General features: G+C 39.4%; 19 protein-coding genes. 7 read left to right on the forward strand and 12 right to left on the reverse strand.

Annotated elements, in window-relative coordinates; genetic code table 11:
• Positions 1-66 precede the first annotated feature (66 nt).
• Together ispH and KXV15_RS12890 are read left to right on the forward strand one after the other, a co-directional pair.
• Positions 67-1014 (forward strand): 4-hydroxy-3-methylbut-2-enyl diphosphate reductase, encoded by a 948-nt coding sequence (gene ispH / locus KXV15_RS12885; RefSeq protein WP_240008674.1) that lies wholly within the window; start codon positions 67-69, stop codon positions 1012-1014.
• Positions 1015-1080: 66 nt separating this feature from the next.
• Positions 1081-1776, forward strand: coding sequence for a hypothetical protein (locus tag KXV15_RS12890; RefSeq protein WP_240008622.1), 696 nt, complete (start codon positions 1081-1083; stop codon positions 1774-1776).
• A gap of 36 nt (positions 1777-1812) precedes the next feature.
• Here KXV15_RS12890 and KXV15_RS13530 read toward each other — a convergent pair whose 3' ends face one another.
• From KXV15_RS13530 to KXV15_RS12905, 3 genes are all read right to left on the reverse strand, one after another.
• Entirely contained in the window at positions 1813-2478 is a 666-nt protein-coding gene (locus KXV15_RS13530) for a cold shock domain-containing protein (protein ID WP_338050457.1), read from the reverse strand.
• Between the two features lie 160 nt (positions 2479-2638).
• Positions 2639-3490, reverse strand: a complete 852-nt coding sequence (locus KXV15_RS12900) for a 23S rRNA (adenine(2030)-N(6))-methyltransferase RlmJ (protein WP_240008623.1) — start codon at positions 3488-3490, stop codon at positions 2639-2641.
• Positions 3487-3906, reverse strand: coding sequence for a hypothetical protein (locus KXV15_RS12905; protein WP_240008624.1), 420 nt, complete (start codon positions 3904-3906; stop codon positions 3487-3489). Before KXV15_RS12905 ends, KXV15_RS12900 begins: the two co-directional genes overlap by 4 nt.
• A gap of 94 nt (positions 3907-4000) precedes the next feature.
• Between KXV15_RS12905 and KXV15_RS12910 the strand changes: the two genes are divergently transcribed.
• Both KXV15_RS12910 and KXV15_RS12915 read left to right on the forward strand, forming a co-directional pair.
• The gene (locus KXV15_RS12910; protein ID WP_240008625.1) at positions 4001-4693 is read left to right on the forward strand and encodes a ribonuclease T2 family protein; all 693 of its coding nucleotides are present in this window, start codon (positions 4001-4003) and stop codon (positions 4691-4693) included.
• Between the two features lie 62 nt (positions 4694-4755).
• Entirely contained in the window at positions 4756-6108 is a 1353-nt protein-coding gene (locus KXV15_RS12915; protein WP_240008626.1) for a hypothetical protein, read from the forward strand.
• Positions 6109-6162: 54 nt separating this feature from the next.
• Here KXV15_RS12915 and mscL read toward each other — a convergent pair whose 3' ends face one another.
• From mscL to rpsA, 3 genes are all read right to left on the reverse strand, one after another.
• Positions 6163-6570: a large-conductance mechanosensitive channel protein MscL gene (gene mscL, locus KXV15_RS12920; protein WP_240008627.1), complete on the reverse strand. Its 408-nt coding sequence runs from the start codon at positions 6568-6570 to the stop codon at positions 6163-6165.
• Positions 6571-6748: 178 nt separating this feature from the next.
• Complete coding sequence (locus tag KXV15_RS12925) at positions 6749-7045, reverse strand: integration host factor subunit beta (RefSeq protein WP_240008628.1); 297 nt, start codon at positions 7043-7045, stop codon at positions 6749-6751.
• A gap of 305 nt (positions 7046-7350) precedes the next feature.
• Entirely contained in the window at positions 7351-9042 is a 1692-nt protein-coding gene (gene rpsA / locus KXV15_RS12930; protein ID WP_240008629.1) for a 30S ribosomal protein S1, read from the reverse strand.
• Positions 9043-9311: 269 nt separating this feature from the next.
• Here rpsA and KXV15_RS12935 point away from each other — a divergent pair, with 269 nt between their 5' ends.
• Positions 9312-10421 carry a hypothetical protein gene (locus tag KXV15_RS12935; protein WP_240008630.1) on the forward strand — a complete coding sequence of 370 codons (1110 nt, stop codon included), beginning with the start codon at positions 9312-9314 and terminating at the stop codon, positions 10419-10421.
• A complete protein-coding gene (locus KXV15_RS12940; protein ID WP_240008631.1) occupies positions 10408-11139 on the forward strand; it encodes an ATP-binding cassette domain-containing protein in 732 nt (243 codons plus the stop codon). Before KXV15_RS12935 ends, KXV15_RS12940 begins: the two co-directional genes overlap by 14 nt.
• Here the strand turns inward: KXV15_RS12940 and KXV15_RS12945 are convergent.
• From KXV15_RS12945 to KXV15_RS12955, 3 genes are all read right to left on the reverse strand, one after another.
• Positions 11096-11626, reverse strand: coding sequence for a hypothetical protein (locus KXV15_RS12945; RefSeq protein WP_240008632.1), 531 nt, complete (start codon positions 11624-11626; stop codon positions 11096-11098). The two genes, KXV15_RS12940 and KXV15_RS12945, sit on opposite strands and share 44 nt — an antisense overlap.
• Positions 11610-12269 carry a (d)CMP kinase gene (gene cmk, locus KXV15_RS12950; protein WP_240008633.1) on the reverse strand — a complete coding sequence of 220 codons (660 nt, stop codon included), beginning with the start codon at positions 12267-12269 and terminating at the stop codon, positions 11610-11612. The genes KXV15_RS12945 and cmk overlap by 17 nt, the downstream gene beginning before the upstream one ends.
• Positions 12270-12870: 601 nt before the next feature.
• Positions 12871-13224 carry a hypothetical protein gene (locus KXV15_RS12955; protein WP_240008634.1) on the reverse strand — a complete coding sequence of 118 codons (354 nt, stop codon included), beginning with the start codon at positions 13222-13224 and terminating at the stop codon, positions 12871-12873.
• Positions 13225-13405: 181 nt separating this feature from the next.
• On the opposite strand from KXV15_RS12955, the gene KXV15_RS12960 reads away from it, so the two are divergent.
• Positions 13406-13966: a hypothetical protein gene (locus KXV15_RS12960; RefSeq protein ID WP_240008635.1), complete on the forward strand. Its 561-nt coding sequence runs from the start codon at positions 13406-13408 to the stop codon at positions 13964-13966.
• A 10-nt stretch (positions 13967-13976) separates the two neighbouring features.
• Here the strand turns inward: KXV15_RS12960 and KXV15_RS12965 are convergent, their stop codons facing one another.
• The 3 genes from KXV15_RS12965 to KXV15_RS12975 form a co-directional block, all read right to left on the reverse strand.
• Complete coding sequence (locus tag KXV15_RS12965; RefSeq protein WP_240008636.1) at positions 13977-15854, reverse strand: TonB-dependent receptor plug domain-containing protein; 1878 nt, start codon at positions 15852-15854, stop codon at positions 13977-13979.
• An 8-nt stretch (positions 15855-15862) separates the two neighbouring features.
• A complete protein-coding gene (locus KXV15_RS12970; protein WP_240008637.1) occupies positions 15863-16291 on the reverse strand; it encodes a DUF2141 domain-containing protein in 429 nt (142 codons plus the stop codon).
• 130 nt (positions 16292-16421) lie between these two features.
• Positions 16422-17531, reverse strand: coding sequence for a tetratricopeptide repeat protein (locus KXV15_RS12975; RefSeq protein WP_240008638.1), 1110 nt, complete (start codon positions 17529-17531; stop codon positions 16422-16424).
• Between the last annotated feature and the right edge of the window lie 5 nt (positions 17532-17536).

The raw sequence follows: 17536 nt of genomic DNA on the forward strand, positions 1-17536 counted from the left end.
TAAGCAGAAAAACCAATAACGTGAACCAATGCAATGAGCAAGTGCGGCTTGCAACGGGGAGATTAAATCTTGGCAAGAAATGCTCTTGAAATACTTTTGGCGTCACCTCGTGGCTTTTGTGCCGGTGTTGACCGCGCAATTCAAATCGTTGAACAATCCATTGAAAAATGGGGGGCGCCGATTTATGTTCGCCATGAAATCGTCCATAACAAACATGTTGTTCAAAGATTATCTGATTTGGGTGCGGTTTTTGTTGAAGAACTTGACGAATGCCCGGATGATCGCCCTGTGATTTTTTCGGCGCATGGGGTTCCTAAATCTGTTCCGAAAGAAGCGGCAAAGCGCAATATGATTTATGTTGATGCAACTTGCCCACTTGTATCAAAAGTGCATGTTGGTGCCGAGCGGCATTATTCCGAAGGGCGTGAAATCATACTGATTGGTCACGAAGGTCACCCCGAAGTTATTGGCACAATGGGACAATTGCCGGATGGCGTTATCTCATTGGTACAAGATGCAGACGATGCACGAAATTTCATGCCAAAATCCGATAAAGGTCTGGCCTATGTAACGCAAACCACACTATCGGTTGATGATACTGTTGAAATCGTATCAATTCTTGAGGCTCGCTTTCCAGATATCGCCAAACCACACAAAGAAGATATTTGTTACGCCACAACCAACCGCCAAGAAGCCGTAAAAATCCTTAGCCAACGTGCCGATTTACTTTTGGTTATTGGCTCAAAAACCTCATCAAATTCGTTGCGTCTAAAAGAAGTTGGATTGCGCGAAGGCATAAAAGCTGCGCACTTAATCGATGATTATAGCGACATTGATTGGAATTGGTTTGATGGGGTTAAAACCCTTGCCTTGACTGCAGGTGCGAGTGCGCCCGAAGATTTGGTAAAAGGTGTTATTACTGCCTGCAATGAAAAATTTGAAGTCACACTGACTGAAGTAAATATTCGTAACGAAGATGTGGTTTTCAAATTACCACGGGCATTGGAACAATAATTTTATTAAAAATTAGTCTTTATTAACTATAAAATAAAAACAACTTAAGCTGCACCAAATTATAATATGAAAAAAATACTTTCTGCTCTTTTTATTATTGGTTTTACCGCATTACCATTTATGGCAAATGCGCAGCCATTACTTAGCGGGATAGGGAAAGAAGCGGTTGAACGTAATCGTAATCGCCTAGATTTTTATCTTGAGGATCAGGGCGGTGGCCTTGGAAACCCAGTATTTTTGCGAAGCTTTATTGATTCCGAAAAACTAGAACTTTGGCAAATTGGCAAGAATGGCAAATTTAAACATATTCGCACATATAAATTATGCAATGATGCCAATAATTTAAAGATACGGCCATCAACTGGCGTTTATAATATTAATACCGCTAACTTTACCAGCTATTTGCCAAATGGTCCGGTATTATTGACCAATTATCCCAATTCCTATGACCGCAACAATAAACCTATAAAGGCATCACTAAATATTGCGCCGTCATGCAGAACTACTTTTGGTCTTGGTCTTACCGATACCGAAATGGGCGAATTATTCACTATTCTCTATTTTTCAGTAAAAAACGGGCAAAATAATATCCAACTTCATGTTTTTCCATTTGAAATGAATTGGATTGCCATGGTTGGTGCAAAGTTTGACAAAAACTATAAAAAATACCAACAACTTGCACCAATATATAATTATTTCGAGGGGCATAAAACCGTTCCCAAAGTTTCAATTTCCAAAAACGGTTACAGAATAATAAAATAGGCAAAATAAAAGGGCTGTAATCACAGCCCCTTATTTTTAATCAAGTAATTTGATATTTATTGCCTTTGGCCCTTTGCCAAATTTATCAGGTAGCAATTGGAAACTTACCTTCTGATTTGGTTCAAGTTTCTCAATACCAGCGCGTTGCAATGCAGAAATGTGGATAAACACATCTTCGCCACCGCCTTGTGGTGAAACAAAGCCAAAACCGCGTTCACCATTATAGAATTTAACAACACCCTCGATAATTGGTAAATCTTCACGTGGTGCGTCATTTCTAGGTGGTCTGTCACCAAAGTCACGGCGTGGCGGTCTATCACCAAAATCACGACGTGGTGGACGATCACCAAAGTCTTGGCGAGGAGGTCTGTCACCGAAATCACGACGTGGCGGTCTATCACCAAAATCACGACGTGGTGGGCGATCACCAAAATCTTGACGTGGCGGTCTATCGCCAAAGTCACGGCGCGGAGGTCTGTCGCCGAAATCTGTACGAGGTGGTCTGTCACCAAAGCTTCTGTCGCCGAAATCGCGACGTGGTGGCCTGTCACCAAAACTCTTGTCACCAAAATCTCTTTTTGGGCTTTCAAAACCTTGACCGAAACTTACTTCAGGAAACTCATCACGCTTGCCGCGTTCATGGGTCTTTTTTTTCTTTTTAGATGAACGAAAATCGTCATCATCTTCGTCGTCGAAACGCATTCACTACCTCTAAAGCCGCTCAAAAGCGGGTATTTACTCCAAAAAAGCCTGTGTGGCGGTCAAAGCCAAAAAATTTCACCTATCCCTCAACTGTTCGACGACCCAGCAGACAAGTACTTATTACAAACAAATCATGCAAAAGCAACTGTCTAAACAGTTTTTACAAGGTTTTTAGTTCAAAATTTGTATATTCATCAAACTTTAGCGCTTTTTTTAGAGTTAAAAGTGCCGGTTTAATCATCTGCTCTATATTATATGGTGGGTTAATAATACTTATACCCATCTTTGTAAGGCCACTTTTGCCTTTTGAATCACGTAGTGTAAACTCAAGGTAAAGTACTTCTTTTTGGAATTCCCGTAATTTATTTAGATAATGACCAAGTTGCTTTTCATCTTTTATCGCAAGCCATACCGCAAAGACACCGCTTGAAAAGCGTTTCAAACCTTCTGCCAAGCCATCAATGATAAGGTCATATTCATTAGGTTTCTCAAATGGGGGATCAATAAATACCAAGCCTCGCTTTTCTGTTGGCGGCAATTTGGATTTTAAAGTTTGATAGCCATCACTATTTTCAAATTGCCATTTACGGCAACTGCAACCACGACGAAATTCAATTATATTTTCTTTTAGAGTTGGGAAATCTTCGGGATGAAGCTCATTGAAAACGGCTCTATCCTGTTCACGTAGGGTTTTGGCAATTATAAAGGGTGAACCAGGATAATACCTTTGGTTATTATCACTTATTTGTGCCAGAAGGTTTAGAAAATCACTGGTTAATTCATCAAGCTGATTATTTTTGGCATAATCCCAAAGCTTCACAATTCCATCAAGATATTCAGGGCTTCGACCTGCAAAAGTCGAATGCAAATCATAAACGCCAATCCCAGAGAAACAATCAAGCGCAAGAAAGCCCTTATCTTTGCGTTGCATCGATTTTATTAATGCCAATAGCACAATATGTTTCACCACGTCAGCGAAGTTTGCGGCGTGATAGGCGTGGCGATAATTCATTTATTTGTGCCTTTTGACTTTTTTGCTTTTAAAAATATGTATCCGCCACCAATCATGATTAAGATACCAATTATAATTGTTGGTGTCCGGTTTGGGTAATCACCCAAAAGGCGGGCTTTAAACGGCTCACCTAAATGCCATGCGACCTTGCCGTCTTTAGGTATTTTAGATTTCTCATCGTAAATACTTTTGCCATTCACCTTGAATGTGCCATCACTAGACGTGAATTTATAAATGCCAATCAATCGCTTAGGGCCAGAATTTCTATATTGTTGGGTTTCAACCAAGGTTGCGTTGGCACTATTACCGTTTAGTTGCCATATTAAATCGCGCATAGGGTCAAACGCACCAGCAATCAATATCGCAAGCCCAATCAAGAACAATGCAATACCCTGTTCAATGCGCGATTCCGGCATTGGGAATTTATTTCTTAGGCCAGTTGATATTTTTATTTGCGAATACATAAAATGCTAATTAATCTCTTCAATGCAATAAGTGAAGTGGTTTGACATGAAATTAAATAAATCAATCATTATCGGTGTTGGCGCAATGGCAATTGCGGGTATTGGTGCATATAATTACCAACATCCGCAAAAAATTAAATCAATCACATCCAACGCACCACAACAAGATGATTTCAAACCGGCCGACAATAGTAAATCATTTGATTTCTATGTTTTATCACTTTCGTGGTCACCGACCTATTGCATGTTGAATGACGGTGATAAATCCATACAATGTAAAGACAAACATAATTTTGTTGTGCATGGGCTATGGCCCCAATATGAACATGGCTATCCACGCGAATGCCCGAGTAATGTTAAACACCTTGATTATAAAACCGTTCAATCGATGCTTGATATTATGCCATCTGAACGATTGGTAAATATTGAATGGGATAGGCACGGGACATGCAGCAGCTTAAGCCCTGATAAATATTTTAAAACTGTGCGCGCGGCCTATAATTCGGTTAAAATTCCAAATCTTGCAAATGAAAATCGTTTTAAAGCAGGCGACATTGAGTCTGAGTTTATCAAGATTAACCAAGGGCTTACTAACAGCATGGTTGCAGTAACCACAAAAGAAGGCAAACTTAATGAAGTGCGCATTTGCATGACGCAGAATCTTGAATTCCGCACCTGCCCAGAAGTTGACAAAAATGCCGCACGCGAAAATTATCGTCTATTCGTCCCTGCGCCATGATTTTGCTTTAAATAAACAAAAATTAATGTTATTATCCCACCAATTATGAGGGGGGGGGTGACATGAAAATACGCTCCATTAAATCGCGTTGGCTTTATATTTCTGCATCCGCAATTGCGGCAATCGCATTAATTGGTGGCGCAAGTTTCGCACAAAGCAAAAAGACAACCAATCAACAAGTCGTGCCCGCCCCTGTTCACTATTGGGCAGATATTTCAAACGGTGGTTCTTTAATGGGCTTTGGCATGCCAAGCCTTCCATTTGGGATGGGCAAATCAAATAACAATAACTGGAGTGATGCCTATCACGGTATGCCAGGTAAACATGCTGATTTAACCATAAACCACAATTCATTCCCCAATCAGATAAAAGCAAGCCAAGCGGTTCCAAGTAACGCAGGTTTGGGCAAGGCAATAAACTTATTGCCAACAACACCAACCAAAAGCACAACGCAACCACCTGAAGAAGTGCAAAACCCAATTGATCGCTACAAACTTGAAAAAAAGGATTTTAAAATTAGCTTTTACTGGGGGTGTGGGGCAACCGCAAAAGCTGGACAGCCGAAATTTATCCAAATCAAGGATGGCAAAATTATAAATAATGGCTTTAATATGCAACACCGTGGCGATACACCTTGGCCACAAAATAATGAGGCATATTCACGTTGGCCAAATGCAAAAGACAATCGCGGGTTTGGTGGTAATGCGTCATTGTCCGGTAATCATAAGATTTCTGGTGCAAACATTCCTGCAAGCCTGTCCTTTAATATCGCTGCCGCACAAGATTTCATGGATGATTTAAAAATTTCATCTACGGGCGATAAAAGTGGAATAATTTCACTAAGTTGGAACAATGATCAGGTCGCAAAAGCATATTTCTTTAGTGCATTTGGCATGAGCGGAAATAAGAATGAACTTGTTATATGGACATCTGCCGATGTGCCCGATGATGGCAGTGGGCTTTTCAATTATTTAAGTGCCGATAAGATTAACCAATACCTAAAAGAAAAGGCATTGTTGCCGGCAAGCCAAAATAAATGCGATGTCCCAAAAGGAATTTTTGCAAATTCAGATATGGTTATGGTTCGTGGAATTGCCTATGGCCCAGATACGTATCTTGTTTACCCTGAAAGGCCCAAAGACCCTGCGGTCACATGGGTGCAGGAATGGACAGCGCAAATACGAAACAAATCCCTTGGCATGCATATGGTTGGTATGAGTGGCATGATGATGGGCGGCGCATCAACAGCAGGCATGACAGAGGAACAAAAACGCCAAGCAAAATGTGATGCCGCAAAAAATAAATCTGGCAATGTTGGTTCTGCTATTGGCTCTGCATTAGGTGGCGGGGTCGGCGGATTAATTGGCGGTGCCGTTGGCAAGAAAAAAGCAACTGAAAACCCTGATTGCAACTAAATCTATGCTTAAAGCAAATAAAGGCACGCCACGGCGTGCCTTTGTTTTGAATAATTATTTCTTTTGCGCTAATAAATCACGTATTTCGCCCAATAATACTTCGGTTGCAGGTGGTGCAGCAGGCTCTTCGGCCACCTCCGCAGGCTTTTTCAAATTATTGATAACCTTAATCATCATAAACACGCCTGCCGCGATAGTTATAAAAGAAATGATAGAATTCACAAACATGCCGTAACCAATTGCGACCTCTGGCGTTTTTGCCATTTCATCAGCAGCCTTCAAAACCAGCTTCATTTGTGAAAAATCTATACCACCAGTCAACATACCGGCAACTGGCATAATAATATTTGTGACAAAGCTATCAACAATTTTGCCAAATGCACCACCGATAACAACGCCGACAGCCATATCAATAACATTACCACGCGAAATAAAGGTTTTAAATTCAGATATAATGCTCATAATATTCCCCGATTTAATATTTAATCCAAATCAATATATATTAAAGGACTATCGATAACATCTTTATCATTATTTGGGCAAAACAATTAAGCACTAATATTAGATCAATAAATACAAAATTAGCCAGTGCCCGCCGGCAACTGGCCATCGTCTTTGTACTTTTAAAAAGAAAAAACGTCTATTCGCCGAAATCAACGCCACCATTAAGGCGGGCACGTAACTCTTTCCCGGCTTTAAAGAATGGGGCACGTTTGCCTTCAACTTTAACTTTTTCACCGGTACGTGGATTACGACCAAGTCTTTCGCCGCGCTCACGCGCAGAGAATGCGCCAAAACCACGCAATTCAACTCTGTCACCACGTTCAAGCGCAGCAGAGATTTCTTCTAAGACAGTATCAACAACACGCTCTACTTCCCCGAATGATAAATCTGGGTTTTCGGCAGCTAGCTTAGCAACTAATTCTGAACGCAACAATATTCGCTCTCCATTGATGAGCTTTTAATTAAAACTTCTGTGTAATTCACCAAAATACATCCTTAACTATAATATAATAATTATTCAACAATTATGTCTTTTAGCAATTACGAGAGATTATCCCCCACCCTCTTCATCGTCAAATTAAGAGAATTGCCTACTATTAATGGCAAATATTAATCAATTATCAAGAGTTAATTCAGCAGAAATTCCATAATATAGGCGTTTTACTTGGATTATTACAAAAAAATGAGCCAGACTCAAAAGTCTGGCTCATAATTTCTATAATAAATTAATGCAGTTAATTAAGCATCATTTTCTTTTTTCTTCAAAGCGGCACCCAAAATGTCACCCAAAGACGCGCCAGAATCGGTTGAACCGAATTGTGCAATTGCGTCTTTTTCTTCTGCAACTTCAAGAGCTTTGATAGAAAGTGAAACTTTGCGGCTTGCTTTATCAATCGCAGTTACGACAGCGTCAACACGGTCGCCAACAGCAAAACGCTCAGGGCGTTGTTCAGCGCGATCACGTGACAAGTCTGACTTACGGATGAATGAACGCATAACGTTATCCGCACCGAAGGTTACTTCGATACCACCAGATGCAACCTCAACCACAGTACAAGTAACTGATTGGCCTTTTTTGATTGCAACTTCAGATTCCATAGGATCTTGAGATACTTGTTTAATGCCCAAAGAAATACGTTCTTTTTCAACATCAACATCAAGAACTTTGGCTTCAACTTCGTCGCCTTTTTTGAATTTCTTGATTGCATCTTCGCCTTGAACAGCCCAATCGATGTCAGACATGTGAACCATGCCGTCCAAATCATCAGCAACGCCAATGAATAGACCGAATTCGGTGATGTTTTTAACTTCGCCTTTGATTACAGAACCAATTGCGTGTTCATCAACAAATTTCTGCCAAGGATTTTCTTGTGCTTGTTTCATGCCCAAAGAAATACGGCGTTTGTCGGTATCAACATCGATAACGATTACGTCAACATCTTGGTCTTGTGAAACGATTTTAGAAGGATGAACGTTTTTCTTAGTCCAAGACATTTCAGAAACGTGAACCAAACCTTCAACGCCGTCTTCAAGCTCAACGAATGCACCGTAATCAGTGATGTTGGTGATTTTGCCAGAAAGTTTAGCGCCAAGCGGATATTTGCTTGCAGCAGCTTCCCAAGGATCGTTGTTAAGTTGTTTCATGCCCAAAGAAATACGTTGTGTATCTGGGTTGATTTTAACGATCTGAACTTTAACCACGTCACCAACGTTAAGAACTTGGTTCGGATGTGTGATACGTTTCCAAGAAATATCGGTAACGTGAAGAAGACCATCAACGCCACCAAGATCAACGAATGCACCGTAATCAGTGATGTTTTTAACAACACCTTCTTTGATTTCACCTTCTGCAAGGCCGGCAACAACTTCACCGCGTTGGTCGTTACGTTCATTTTCAAGAATTGAGCGACGAGAAACAACGATATTGCCACGTTGGCGGTCCATTTTAAGGATTACGAATGGTTGTTCAACATTAATCATTGAACCGACATCGCGTACCGGACGAACGTCAACTTGTGAACCAGGAAGGAACGCAATCGCGCCACCAAGGTCAACGTTAAAGCCGCCTTTAACACGGCCAGTGATAACACCATTAACTTGAACGCCATCAGCGAATTGTTTTTCAAGGCGTGCCCAAGCTTCTTCACGGCGTGCTTTTTCACGAGAAATAACCGCTTCGCCAAGTGCGTTTTCGATACGGTCAAGATAAACTTCAACAGTTTGACCAGCTTTAAGGTCTTTTGCTTCTGTGCCAAATTCACGAAGCGGAACGCGGCCTTCTGTTTTCAAACCAACATCCAAAACAACAAAGTCGTTTTCAACGCTGATGATAGTAGCGGCCATTACTTTACCTTCTTCAAGGCGGCCAGAACCGAAAGATTCTTCAAATAGTGCCGCAAAATCGTCACGGCTAGGATTCATATTAGTCATGTGTACTCCAAACTAAATCCTCTGAAAGAAAACAAAAATATCCGCCGCAAGCGCACGCCCACGTCGGTTAAAAATTAAATTATTTTAGTTTGCAAATTTCAAAGGCTTAAAAACAACTATGGGTTTGGAATTTACCTATTGGCATGACCCACAGCCTTTTCAATGCGCGGGTCTATACATGAAAAAAATGCGATTGCAAGTCATTTTGAATGATATTTAACTTTAAAAGACTATTTCAAACACTATATGTGGGGTAAATAAGAGGCATAATGCAAACCATCGGCGCAACCCAGCTTAATTTTTTCTATTTTATCAAAAGCACAATGCTGGATGGCAAGATTTCCAATCGCGTTGCTTCATGGATTTTTTGGAAAATTCTAATCCTAGTTTATTATACTGCGGTTGTTTTTGCCTTCAAACAAACCGCCATTTTTCATAATAAAGCACTACATTATTTCATATATGTTGTTACGCTTTTCATAAACCAAATTTTCCTAGTTACAGCAGTTGAACTTATAATTAGGTCACAGAAAATCTACCTTTACTTACCACAAAGCCGAAAAGTATTTTTCAACTCGATAATAATAAATTGTGTAGTGGTTTTATTGGCCAATATTGTAATATGCTTCATGCTGCCACTACATTTTAATATCAGCGTTCACGAGGTAATTCTTTTATCTTTTATACAATTATTTCTATCATTGCCCGCCGCATTAATAAGCGTGATGTTATGTGGAATATTATTGGCATTCTTAAAGAAATCGAACAATGCAAGCTCGAAAAGATCATCGCTTATATTGGGTAATAATCAATCACCAGCCAACAACTTATTGGCCACCAAATTTCTTGTATGGCGCAGAAAATGGATTGATTTTAGCGTAATATTTTCACTTTCGTTTATTTTTATTGCAGGCATTATCGCGAATATATATTTTAAAAGCCCACAATTTATTGTAATTGCGTTGGCGATAGATTTTCTCTTGCTGCAATCATATGTCTATCAATTAAGCATTAGTGATTTAACCGAAAAACTCGCGCTTAAAACACCCCCTTTTAGAACTATATTATTTGACTTTATAAGACTTTCTATATGGCAAGTCGCGCTTGTCATTGCTGCAACAATTATTGCATTTCTTAAGGGTTGGGAATTTTTTCCGACAACAATTATATTTATCATTACAAGTGCTTATTTATTGTTTGCCGCAATGCTATATCACAACCGATTTGGAAAAAATTTAAGTATGGTTGCAATGACAGGCGAAGTTTTAGTGCTAGGCTTTACTGCCGTGGCACTTTTGCCATTGATGCCATTATTTGCGGCATTCTTTATGTATCAAAATTTCAAAAACCAACCAAAGGGCTTTTATGGACTATCTTAAGGTTAGCAACCTATCGGCATTTTATGGCAAGCGCCAAGTTTTGTTTGATGTTGGTTTGGAAATTAAAGCCGGCGAATGGGTTTCAATTGTGGGGGCGAACGGCTCTGGCAAGACCACATTTTTGAAATGCCTCGCAGGTTGGGATATTAAAAACCATGGTGAATATTCAGATGGCACAAAAAAAATTGCGCTAGTTCAAAGGCGAAACGCCATAAGCTTTGTTCCAACCCCATCCGATTTACCAGAATATTTAAAAGGTCGCGAATTAATCGACATTATTGTGCGTGAAAAACAAGGAAAAATAAATCCTAAATGGGATGAAATTTGCCAAACGCTTGATGGCGATATTTGGCTTAATAATGAAATATCGTCATTATCATGGGGCACAAAAAAGAAATTATGCCTTGGAATTGGTTTATGCGTAAAGCCGGACTTTTTATTTCTTGATGAAAGTTTTGATGGACTTGATGCCGCGGCATCATTCCGTACAAGGCAAATGCTTTTGCAATTATGCCATGAGGATAAAATTGGCCTTCTTTCGGCATCGCATTCATGGGAAAGCGTATTTGCCTATTCCGATGAGATTTATTTCCTACAAGAAGGGCGCATCGTAAGACACCTTGGTAAAGGCGAATTCGACGAAACCAAACAACAAGCAAAAGATATGGAAAAAATTATTGTGGCGGCGTTTGGGCCATCAGGACACGAAGTCTTGTAAGCATTATTTTAGTCGCAAGCAAACCGCAACAACCACAAATAAATAACGCCACGATGGTTCTAGGAAAATTTATATGTGCAATTGCCCCGCCAAAATAATCAAATTTTTGCATATTGGTTACGAAATAAACCTGAAGCAATGCTTGGGGCAAAAATGCCAAAACAAAACCACCAATATAAGCAAGCCTTGAAAAATAAGGCTTGTTATATAATTTTCTAATAATAATCCCATATATTATTATGATTGGCGCGACATAAATTATGCCAATAATCATTGTTACCAACAAGGCAAATGGCAAAAATGATGTAAGACCAAAGCCACCATAAAAATTACCATTATCAAAAATTACATTCATTAATAATAGCAATAATATCGCGCTGAACGCTGCCGCTTGCCCCGAAACCAATGCAGGGACAATTAGGTCTGCAATTGTTGGTGTTTGTTTCGCGGTTAAAGTTTCCGCCATCTTCTTACTTATTTGTTCCATCAATAATCCCCACCGCTTTTTGAATCACTTCATCAATTCCCATATCCGAAGTATCAAGAATGATTGAGGTTTCGGTTGGCTTTAGTGGTGCATCGGCGCGGTTGGCATCGCGGTAATCGCGTTCTTCAATCTGCTTGGTTAATTCTTCTAGCGTTATATTATCGCCCGCCGCATGAAGTTCTTTTAAGCGTCTCTCGGCACGAATTTCAGGTCTCGCGGTAATAAAAAATTTAAAATCGGCATCTGGGCAAATAACCGTGCCAATATCGCGCCCATCCAAAACCGCACCTTTTGGATTTGCTGCAAATTTACGCTGAAAATCAAATAGTGCCTTGCGAACTTCGGGCATTGCCGCAACAACTGACGCCCCCGCCCCCACCTCTGCAGTGCGCAAATCGGCATCAATAATGCCATTTATATTGAGATGTCGCGCTATATCAGCCGCCGCCGCAGTATTATTAAACTTGTAGCCTTCGCGCATCATATTATGCGCCACCGCCCTATATAATGACCCTGTATCAAGATGAGGCAAGCTAAAATGCGCCGCCAATGCGCGTGCTAAAGTTCCTTTTCCCGATGCCAATGGTCCGTCAATTGCGATAATCATGCCTCTATCAATATATGAAACAAAAATTCTTTCCATAAAAAAAACATATATTACGGCATCTAATATTAAAAATGGGACTGACAGCAAAATAATATTAATTACAGAACCATAGCCAACCGCAATAAAAAACATAAAAAATGCAATTAATATTGAATTTAGTAATAACGCCATAGACGCAATATAAAATCTTTTATGCTTATTTACTTTTATTATTATCGCCCTAAGCATTACAAGTTTAATAATTGCAGATAAAATAGCTGCACACGCCGCGATTGGAAAGACTGCCAAGATATACATAATAGCAATTCGAAAATCTGCCTCTCCATCACCAGAAAACAGAATAAAAGGCACAATGCACACTGGTAAAAACTGAATTGCCGAGCTTAAGATAACTAGTAAAAGCCACAATAAAACCTTTGCAAATGTATAATCGTGGATTATTTCAGATTTTTCATTCAAATAAATCACTCCAACGATATAATACCGAAACTTCAACCATTATCAGTTATAAATAATATTTTTAAAATCAATCACCCAAAAGGGGTAATTATTTTTCCCGAAACTTATCCAGTGTTGCTACAAAAACAAATGCACTTATCGCGCCAAATATTCCGCAAAATAGAATCCCTATTTCCATTTAATCTTCCCAATCAGCTGTACCGGCAGCGAGCCAATTATAAATTATTAGCCCCAATATAACCCCCACTATGAAGCCAACGATTAAAAAAATTAATTTTCGGGTTTTTGTATCGGCATTTTTGCATAATATATGAAGCGGATAACCCAATATTAAATTCAACAACCCACCAACTAAAACACCCCAAACAATTCCTAAAAAGAAAAAACTTGCGGTGTTTGCCAATAAACTGATTATTAGCCCGTCCAATGTTCCAACTATCCCCCCCCCGGCAATGCTAGCCAAAAAGAAGTGCACGAACTTTAGAGGTTTTAAACCTAAATCCGGAGAATCGTTTGAAACATTCATCGTCATAATAATTTATTGAAATATATAAATTTTTTAGTTGCAGGAGGACTTTATTCAATTAGTATTCATATTACAACTCTAACCTGTTGTTTATTTCATAAAGATTATATCCATAAATAGGTTTGAGTAATCTAATTTATAATTGAAGCGCTTGTCATCATCTTGATTCTGCGTGTATAATCACATCATGGATAAGTTCAGTGCCGCAATAAAATATGAAGTGCAGGATTTAATTGATGCACAAAATTTATTTTCCGAACGCTATTTCAATGGATATAAAATGTTCCGCACTGGCCTTATGGTTTTGGTTGCGGTTTTCATGGTTTGCAGCCTAATTGAATTAATGAGCCGTTCCATGGAAAAAAGCGCGGCATTTTACGTTATTATAAATATTTGCATTGGCGTTTTGGCCACGGTGGCATTTTATTTCAGCACTATGTTAGTGGTTTATACCAACATCCCACAAAAACAAAAACGCGCCTTTGAACAAATCAAAGATTATGAAGATGAGATTACCTTTACCATCGAGGGTGAAGAGCTAAATATACGCACAAACGTAATGTATGGAAGTATCGAATTTGCCAATCTCTTCAAATGGCTTGAAAATGATAAAACCATCATCGTCATGCAGCGCGAAGATATTATGAATTTCTTCCCCAAGGCAAAAATCACCCCGGAATTTTTAGGCGCACTTCATGCCGCTCTTGCGCGCAATAAAATTCCTAAGGCAGATTTTAAAAACAGCTAGGGTCAGGACCCTAAAACTGTATCAAGGTACCCATCACAATTGTTCGCGATACATAATAACGGTTTTTATAATCGGAATAATCGGAATTAAACTGCACCCCGGCCTGATTTTTTGTATTGAACAAATTATTGACGTTCAAATAAAAAATCGGATCGGTTTTAAGGCTTCTTACCTTGAAGGATTTTATATAGCTGAAATCAAGGCTGTTATAATCTTTTAGCTGATATTGGTTTTTAAGCCCATAAATCGGCCCATTTATTTCATCAAACGAAACGGGTTTTGAATAATATGCCCCGCTCATGCCGGTATAAATCAGATTGATATTTTGAAACCCCGCAAGCGAATATTTTGCCTTTAGCTTTATAAGGTAATCAACCTTTTCATTGCCATTTTGTTTTTCGCCGCCAATCATTTGATAAGGCAATGACCGCGCAAAAACACCATCAAGTTCAAGCTTGTTAAAGCTGGCGGTAATTGTGGCATCAACACCGTTTATTTTTGTGGTTTCACCAGCAATTGTATCATTCTTGTGATAGACGCCAATGGTGAATTTGTTGTCGCCCATAGTTAATTTATAATCAAGTGAAACTTGGTCACTGCGCACTGTATCAATAGTTTCCTGCGCCGAACGAATTGGTAAAACCACCGCACCATATCGCCCAAAAGCAAGTATAATATTTTGCCGTGAGTTTGGAATATTGAACGACAAGTTTAAATGAGCCGAATTTGAAATATGCAAATCATTTTGCAAATAATCGCGATACCCCGCGCCAAGCGTGAATTTTGAATTTGGGTTCCATGTCATAAAGCCATAATAAGAAAGATAATCGGCATTTCTTTTTATGCTTTGGACGCCGTTGCCACTTTCAAGGTCAAAGTTTTCATACCCAAGCCCAATGCGGTAAGATAATTTTTTATCCTGCAACCGACCGGCAAGGTTTAAATCTAGATAGTCATATTGGTTTTGATTGCGATAATTATTCCCGCCAATATAGATTTTTTCATCGGTGAAAGTTTTGGCGACATCAAGTTTTACACGCGCACTACCCAATGATTGCTCGAATGAAAATAAATTATAATTGCGTGACTTTTTGTCAGATAATTTATTGCTATCATCATAAAGATCATAAGGGTGGCGGGAATTTTCGGTATCGCCAATTACATAAAGCCGAAATTCAGTGCCATCCTTTGGGCGGAATAATGTATTTACCCCAATTGAAACCCCTTGTGACTTTTCAACCAATGACTTTAAGTCTGGATTAACGACCAAAAGCGGTGCCAAATTTGAATAGTCTATATAAGTTTGGATAAAGCCCTTTGAGCTGTCCTTAAAAGGCCTTGAATAGACAAAGGTTGATTTGGCAAAATTAGCCTGAAGGCTGGTTTCCTTTACTCCACTATCATCCGGCAAAATGCGCACTGCACCACCGGCATTATTGTTGAAATAAGCAGGGGCGGCGGTTGCATAGGTTTCAACATCGCGCACTGTTGAGGTATTGAAAATTGAAAATGAGCGCGTGGTTTGTAAAACCGATGTCCCACGCACCGCTTCATAAATTGGGATATCGTTGAAATAGATACGTGTAAGACGGGGGGAGCCGCCACGTAATGAAATATCAGCATCATTATTGTTATTGGTGGAAAATTGTAAATCACTAACCGCCAAAAGTGCGTCCGCCTTTGCCGCCGGATTAGTATAAATATCAAGGCGGTTCATTTTAACCTGGGCGAATGGGCGGGATATGATTTTCGCTTTTACGATGACCACATCACCGTCCACTTTTGTGACAGGCTTTGGTTTCTCTTCTTTTTTTTGGGTTACAACAATTTCTGTCGCAGGGGTAATTTGCGGGACCACATCAATTGCATCATATAATAAAGCAAACATTTCGCGCCCTATTCAATTGTAATTTTGGTAACGGTTGCGCCATTTACATCAATTGCGGCATCATCGAATTTTGGTGGCCCGAAATTGCCTTTTGCATTATTGCTTGCGGCCCATGGCTCTTTAGGAATACCCATTGCATTGGTATCAAGTTTCATGTTGCCGTTTAAATCGTGAAAAATTCTTATTGCATATTTGCCCTTGGCAATGTTTTCGATGGTGAATTGATTATTTTTTAAATCTTCTACCTTTACTGCCGCACGGTAATCGCAGCCAAATTTATCGTAATTTTCTTGCCTACTTACACAGGCCATTATCATTCCATCTTCGCTTTCAAGGCCATTTAATTGCACAGTAAGTGGAAAAGTTGCCTCCTGCGCAAATGCCGAAGTTGCAAACGTAGTGAGAGCCAAAATAGAAATTTTTATGATATTTTTCATTTTCAATTCCTTTCAATAAATCGAATGAAATTGTCTTATGAAAAATTTTTATGCGCTGCATCACGCTTTACGTGAGAGAAATGTTTCTATTCGTCAAATGCCTGCAATTGCATTTCACGAAGCGCGAATTTCATTTATACCCATATTTTTTAAGCCAAAGAAGTGCGTTTTCTTCAGTTGGGTCAATCTCCAAAGCTTTTTTGAACAGGCTGATTGCCTTTTTGGTATTCTTTTCCTTGGTTTTATTTTCGGTATAAACTGCGGCTAAATTAGAACATCCGATAGCCGCACCAAGGTCACAGGATTTTTCAAATAGCCGTTTACCCGCAATATAGTCGTTAATATTTTTACCATTGAAATACTTATCGGCACCAATATTATTACAGCCAAGACCAGAGCCATAATTGCACGCCATTTCATAATATTTAACGGCATACTTCATGTCTTTTTTAACGCCGTGTGCCTCTTCATAAATTAACCCAATTTCAGAACAAGAATCACCATCTTCTAATGCGCAGCCTTGTTCGAAATATTCGGCGGCCTTGATGAAATCAGTGCGATTATATTGCGGATCAGAAAACATTACGCCCAGATTTTTACAACCAACCCCAATTTCGTGATTACAAGCATCTTTGAAATACTTCATTGCCGTATCGGTGCTTTTTCCAATGCCACGCCCATATTGATACATATAGCCAAGGCCAGAGCATGATTCATAATCACCCAAATCACACGCCATTTTATAGTATTTAACGGCCATGACATCATCTTGGGCGACACCATCACCTTTGAAATAATTGACCGCCACATTAGTGCAGCCAGTTTCATCATTTAGGACACATGCTTTTTGATAAAATTCGCTGGCACGCTTTATGTCTTTTGCAAAATATTTGCCTTTATCGTACATAAAGCCAACATTAACACACCCACCGCCATCACCATTATCACAAGCATTTTGATATAATTCAAAAGCCTTTTTTAAATCCACGGGATAACCATTGCCATCTTCGTGCATCAATCCAAGATAGGTGCAGGATGTGTAATCATTGTTGTTGCATGCAAATTCCAACAAGTCCTTGGCTTTGTCATAATCCTTATAATAAAGATAAACTGCACCACGTTCAGCGGCGGATTTTACCTCTTCTTGGGATTCTGGCTCACCAGCTTGTGAAAGGCAGGGGGCAAAAACCAACCCTACCGCCATAATAATCAGCAATTTTATAGATTTGTGAATTTGCATTTTTA

Source organism: Pseudaquidulcibacter saccharophilus (assembly GCF_019455445.1).
In the GTDB taxonomy this organism is placed as follows: Bacteria; Pseudomonadota; Alphaproteobacteria; order Caulobacterales; family Aquidulcibacteraceae; genus Pseudaquidulcibacter; species Pseudaquidulcibacter saccharophilus.